Consider the following 6,544-nt stretch of genomic DNA (forward strand, 5'->3'; position numbering starts at 1 on the left):
AATTATGAAGCTTTTATTAAATCAAAATTTTTGTGTCCCCTAATTTAAAAATGAGCGCTCTTAGATAGCAAACTCACAATTGAGATGTACTATGCGTTTAATTCTTTTTATTGCTGCTATAACGTGGTTAACAGATGCTTTAGCAACCCCTTTGAATCACTTCCAAGTTATTGGCTCACATAATAGTTATAAAAAAGCACTTAATCTTGGAGTTAAAAAAGAGCTAAGTAAGCTTAATCCCAAGCTTACTGCACAAATTGATTATGGCCATATCAATATTGTTGATCAGCTCAATAGTGGTATCAGGCATTTAGAAATCGACGTATTAAAAGATCCAAATGGTGGTTTATACCTTAAGCCGTGGGCAGAGCATGTATCAATTGAAGCTCTGTATAGTCAACAAGAAATAGAGCAGCTATCAACTCCTGGTTTTAAAGTCATGCACATACCTGGTGTTGACGTACAAAGCCACTGCATATTATTGAGTGATTGTTTAAACAATCTCAAAAAGTGGTCACAGGAAAATCCGTACCATTTTCCTATCGTTATCATGATTAATGTAAAGGAATCGGGTACCTCAATAGAACCTCAACCCCTTACATTAAAATTTACAGTCAGTGATTACCATTCTCTTGATGCTGCAATAAAGCAAACCTTATCAGATTCATTATTTACACCCGATAATTTACGTAAAAGCGCCCTATCGTTAAATGAAACAGTAATCCAATTGGGTTGGCCAAATGTAGATCTGCTTAGGCAAAAATTTATCTTTTTATTTGATGGGAATAAATCACAAACCTCCTTGTATAAAAAAAACCGTCCTTCGCTGAGAGGAGCCAGTATGTTTGCACATTATGAAGCAGACCAACCAGAAGCTGCTTTCATGATAGTGAATAACCCCATAAAGCATTTCAAAAAGATTCAAAAATTAATAGCTTCAGGCTACATGGTACGTACCCGTGCAGATGCAGTGTTAGACGCCAGAAAATCAGAAAAAATAAAACAATTTAACGCAGCAAAGAATAGCGGCGCACAAATTATTTCAACAGATTTTATACCCGGCTCGCCTCAACAGGCGCGCTTTAACTATGTAGTGCAATTTGACCACGGTCATGTAGTGCGTAAAACCCCTTTTAATCTAAATCACTTTTAATTTAAAAACCAAGGAAACAATATGTTACTTAAATCATCCCCTACCCTGTTAGCAACTGCAATTATTAGCTCGTTAAGCGTTTGCAATTATGTCTATGCTGATCAAAAAGCTGATGCCGAAATAGAAGAAATTGTAGTGCAGGGTTACCGTAATAGCTTATTAAAAGCGAAAGACCTAAAGCGCAATGCTATTGGTGCTCAAGACTCTATAGTTGCAGAGGACATAGCGGATTTTCCTGATTTAAATTTAGCTGACTCACTTCAACGCGTTCCCGGCATTGCTATTACACGAGAAGGTGGTGAAGGCCGACAAATATCATTACGAGGTTTAGGGCCAAACTTTACTCAAGTGCAACTCAATGGAATGGAAGCTTTAGGCACTTCTTCTTCAGCTATGGATAGCCGAGGCGCGGTGAGTCGTTCTCGCGCCTTTGATTTTAATATATTTGCATCTGAGTTATTTCAACGTGTAGATGTGAAAAAATCTTTTTCAGCAGAAATGGATGAAGGCGGTATAGGCGGTACTGTTGGTCTTCATACAGCTAAACCATTTGATTTTGATGGGTTCAATACGGCCATAACAGGGCAGTTAGGTGATAACTCACAAACCGACGATGTTAGCCCACGCGTTGCAGCGCTAATTTCAAATACGTGGAATGATGAATTTGGCGCATTATTCTCAGTTGCATATAGCAAACGTAACGTAAATGAGCAGGGCTATAATACATATCGCTGGCGTAAAAAAAACGCATCTGGCTCTGATATTTCAGAATTAAGCCCAGACCTACAAGATAAAATCAACAATTCAGAAATCAGTTTCTCACGAGGAAGCCGCTATTCATTGTTTGAAAACGAACAGGAGCGTTTAGGTACAACTCTAGCTTTGCAGTATCGTCCCTCTAATAACCTTGAATTTAGTTTTGATGCTTTGTACGGCGAGCTAAACAATGGACGTGATGAGTTTCATTTACAAAGCCGTGGATCAAGCTCAACTGCGCTAGGCTGTACAGGACCGGCCTATATAAGTGAGCCTACTTGTTCAAAGCTCACCTCGTTGGAGATAAACGAAAATAATGACGCTATTTACTCAGTATACGAAGACGCAGCAATTCACTCGGAAAGTAGAAAACAGTATGCTGATACTGAAATTAGCCAATATGTACTTAATAGCGATTGGCAAATTACTGAAGATTTAAATATGACTGCGTTAGTAGGACGTTCTGAATCTAAGTTTAATACCGGTAGCGCAAAAATATATTTAGAAACATTCGGTGATGAAACTATTGATTACCTTGGCGATGCTTATTATGGAGAAAATACGTATGGGTTTGATCCTACCGACAGCAGTTTATTCCGTTACCACGAAATTGATTTATCAGAAGAGGAAATAACCAATACTTTTGATTCAATCAAACTAGATTTTAATTACACACTTAACAATGCTTCAAATATAAAGTTTGGTGTATCTAATAAAAAGTTTGAAAGTGAAAACGGTGAAACTAAATCTGATAATATTAATCGCAGTGATTGGGAAAATGGCTTACTTGACGACACTGTAAATTCAAGCCTTACATTTACCAATACCGCGCACAATAAGCAACAATGGGCAAGTGTTGATGTACTAGGCACTCTAGCGAGTATGAATATTGACCCTAATTTAGATAACTCTGACTTTACCGATAATGTCCAAGAAAAAACCTTTGCTGCATACTTACAATACGAAGCTGAGTGGGAGTTAGGCACTGGTTACTTAATGGGGAATGTAGGTGTACGCCATTATGATACACAGACCAATGCAACAGGTTTAATAAATGGTGAAGTAGTTGATGTAGAAAACACTTATTCAGGTTTGTTACCTGCAATCAACCTAGTGTGGGATAGTAATGATAGCTTGGTTTTACGTGCGAGCTACGGCGAAAATCTAACGCGTCCATCGCTTGGTGCTTTAGTTCCTACGGGCGTTGTACAAAATGATGCAACATCAACTAATGGCTTAAGCATTAGCTCTGGGAATCCTAACCTTAAACCTTATGAATCAGTTAACTTTGATTTTTCAGTAGAGTATTACTTTGAAAATATCGGCTATGCTGCCGTAAGTTACTTTCATAAGTCTATCGATAACTTCATTATTACCGAAACCTATGATATCCCATACAGTGAAACAGGCTACCCACTTAGTTTTCTAGGTGATGTAGACGAAGCTGGCAACCCGCAAAATGCAAATACAATTTTCACCGTTATTCAACCACAAAATTTGGATGACAGTGACATCAGTGGCTGGGAACTGGCTTTTCAACGTGACCTAGACTTTTTACCCGCCCCACTGAATAACTTAGGTGTTATTGCTAATTATACATTCGCTGAGGGTGAAGCGCTGTATCGCAATGTGGGTAACTCAGGTGTTGATCAATATAAATCGTTCCCTGGTCTTTCAGAACATTCTGGTAACTTTACAATATATTACGACTCAGACTCATGGGGGGCACGCGTTGCAGCAGCATACAGAAGTGACTACATTGCAGCGGTACAGGCAGGTAATGGTGATGAAGATGAAAATGGCTTTCATGCAAGCACCTACATAGATGCATCTGCTTTTTATCAGGTAAGCGATAAGCTAAAGGTCACAATTGAGGCTAGTAACTTAACCAACGAACGTGAAGAACAGTATTCAGACTCAAATGATCGTTTATACAATACAACTATTAACGGCCGTACTGTGTATTTAGGCGCGAGTTATCGTTTTTAGGATATTTTTAATGAGATAAATATTTTACAGAGCCATACTGTAGTACGGCTCTGTATGACTTACTACCATACGTACTAAACATTTTTAATGTTGATAGATTAGTACTGACTGATTTAGAAATTATTTACAGGTATAAAGCCCTACTAAGTTCTTATCTTATCTAACTGCCACAGTGTACCGAGAAAACCATTGAGTATTGAGGTAAATTATAAAAGCTTATTTATTAAGACTCAGTAAAATTAGCCTGAAGCTCTTGCTCATCTAGTACTTTGGCTTTTTCAGTTATTTTCTTGTTATGTTTGTTTAAAGATAAAATCTCAGCACAAAATGAATCAGAAGGACGCAACTCATACTTATAGTCAACGATATCGCCTTCATCATTCTTTATATTACTTATTTCATAACTGTCTAAAATATCTGAATCAATCAAGTCCTTCATCGTATTAGCCATATCTCGGCGGATAGCTGTAAGCCGTGATTTTTTTATATCTTCACAATCGATAGAACCAAACTTGATCATCGTTTTTTTTAGTAAAAAGTGATGGGTTTTTCCTACACTTGCATAGCGAAACATATGATAAAGCCTCAACGTTAGCCACCTAGATAAAGTTCTTTTAAACGATTGAGCACGATTAAAATAATATCCTCTGTAACCAATAGACTCTATTTGCTGCGACATAAACTCATTTAATACAGCAAGACATTTAACCGTTGATTTTCCTTGCTGACCACTAAAATGAATAGAGCTTAAATAATTCATTTTAGACTCGCTATAATGCTGCTCTCCCGCTTGATTGGTCACTTGGTATTTAAAGTTGAGTTCACTGCCCTTGAGTATTTGAAGGGCCTGTTTTATTTCAGCAAATGATAGGGTTTGATTAACAGACTTCAGCTCGTTAGCTATTTCTTTAATAGAAAAATATACCGCATATCTGTCGCCCATTTTTCCGGAAATTTTTGCTATTTTACCTTGGCTAGCTAAACGAATAAGCGCTCTCTCTACTTTTTCTTCTCTATCTGAGGGCCAAGCAAAATAATCTTCGTCTTTTCCCACAATCAGCGCAGGGGCTATTTCCAGTTTGCCTTCATACGTAACCCCTTCTAACTTATCAGAAATACTTCGTGATACAACGACGCGATTAGGCGCTTCACTAATTTTTACCAGTTTACGCTGATTACGTATAAAACGAGACCACAAGTCATACGCATTAAAAGTGTTTGAAATAGAGTTTTCAAAGCCGGACAACGTACTTTGATTATCAATGAAAAGTGACAATTGCTCGACTTGATTTGCATTTTGAATTGTCTTAATTTCGTTTTTAATAGTATCAGGAAGATTACTCAACGAAATGTACTTTGTGGCCATTAAGCAAAACCCTGCTTATTATTATATTTATCCCCTAGGTTCTCATAACCCATAGATTACGGCAACTATGAAACATAGAGGAAAATTGATCTGAGTGTAATAAAAATCTAAATACAATTTAACAAAATGAGTTTATGAGTTATCAATATAGATTTTCATATTCTTAAGCTGCTTTTTATTACTATAGTTTCAGAGGTCTACTTGTTAATTTCAGTAAGCATCTATAGCACTAACATAGAGGAACACTGATCTGTACTGCATAATAGAAACTTGAAGCTTCATCTGTTGCTGGTTTTTACATAATAAACAATGATGTATTTAATTTAAGGCATCTACTTCATATGTAATTAAAAAACATAGAGGAAACCTGAACCTCTTTTTAATCAAGCACACCGCTATACCGAGTGTTCAGAATTAACTGGCTTAGCCTTCCCTCTTTCGCGATCAGTTTTTAAAGATAGAGGAATATTGATCTGTAACTCTTTTAAAAAATAATATTAGGAAACTTAAGCTAATAAAATAATATCCATAATGCCCTACGACTACTTCTATGTGAGCCTCAAACATAGAGGAAAAGCGATCTGGATTAATTATCATCGAACACCCAACATAGAGGAAAAGTGATCTGAGCTGATTTTGTAACCGCTCAAATTTATCATCTAACTTAACCGTTTAAATATAAATCGATGATTTTAGCTAAATAGACTGTAATTTAAGCATAGAGGAAAGTTGATCTGTGATAATTTGGCTGCTAACAAGTTACATAGAGGAAAAGTGATCTGAGGCTAATTTATTTAGTCAAAATAGCTTCACACCATAATGCTGTATTGAATATCATACGGTTATGAGTAGCTATAAATAGTCGATGAAAGCCTACCTTCGAAATAAAATTATGTGGTCATGGAAAAAACTCAATAAAAAACATTGATAACAGGTAAATTAAAAATACTTGTGGATAAGCGTTATTTTACCTAGTTAAATAATGATCTCAGCATAATGGAGATCAGATCTACACCATGTTTTTAGGTCTAAGGAAGTTTGCTTATGGGGATAACATCGTATTCAAACATGATGGAAATCGGATCTAAAACACACACTCTGGGGGTAAGTGTGTTTATAACTTATGTATAACTATATGATTTTAAAGAACACATAGAGGAAATATGATCTAAAACATAGTGTAAACATGATCCATACATAGAGGTTTGCTGATCTGAAAATATAAACAAACTGCTTTATATTCAAAAACTTACAAGAATAACTTATCCTTTAACCTTATA

The 6,544-nt window shown here is 36.2% G+C and carries 3 protein-coding genes; 2 read left to right on the top strand and 1 reads right to left on the bottom strand.

The genetic code is table 11. The annotated features are described in order from the left end of the window. Positions 1-91: 91 nt before the first annotated feature. Both QMA08_RS19445 and QMA08_RS19450 read left to right on the top strand, forming a co-directional pair. Positions 92-1,153: a Ca2+-dependent phosphoinositide-specific phospholipase C gene (locus QMA08_RS19445; RefSeq protein ID WP_290175282.1), complete on the top strand. Its 1,062-nt coding sequence runs from the start codon at positions 92-94 to the stop codon at positions 1,151-1,153. A 21-nt stretch (positions 1,154-1,174) separates the two neighbouring features. After that, a complete protein-coding gene (locus tag QMA08_RS19450) occupies positions 1,175-3,898 on the top strand; it encodes a TonB-dependent receptor (RefSeq protein ID WP_290175283.1) in 2,724 nt (907 codons plus the stop codon). A gap of 223 nt (positions 3,899-4,121) precedes the next feature. Here the strand turns inward: QMA08_RS19450 and QMA08_RS19455 are convergent, their stop codons facing one another. After that, the gene (locus tag QMA08_RS19455) at positions 4,122-5,264 is read right to left on the bottom strand and encodes a replication protein A (RefSeq protein ID WP_290175284.1); all 1,143 of its coding nucleotides are present in this window, start codon (positions 5,262-5,264) and stop codon (positions 4,122-4,124) included. Between the last annotated feature and the right edge of the window lie 1,280 nt (positions 5,265-6,544).

Origin of the sequence: Pseudoalteromonas sp. APC 3355 (assembly GCF_030407615.1) — a bacterium.
Taxonomy (GTDB): Bacteria; Pseudomonadota; Gammaproteobacteria; order Enterobacterales; family Alteromonadaceae; genus Pseudoalteromonas; species Pseudoalteromonas distincta.

What these genes read in the sequence shown, in the direction of transcription:
- QMA08_RS19445 (WP_290175282.1), top strand. Translation starts at nt 92, where the DNA reads ATGCGTTTAATTCTTTTTATTGCTGCTATAACGTGGTTAACAGATGCT.
- QMA08_RS19450 (WP_290175283.1), top strand. Translation starts at nt 1,175, where the DNA reads ATGTTACTTAAATCATCCCCTACCCTGTTAGCAACTGCAATTATTAGC.
- QMA08_RS19455 (WP_290175284.1), bottom strand. Translation starts at nt 5,264, where the DNA reads ATGGCCACAAAGTACATTTCGTTGAGTAATCTTCCTGATACTATTAAA.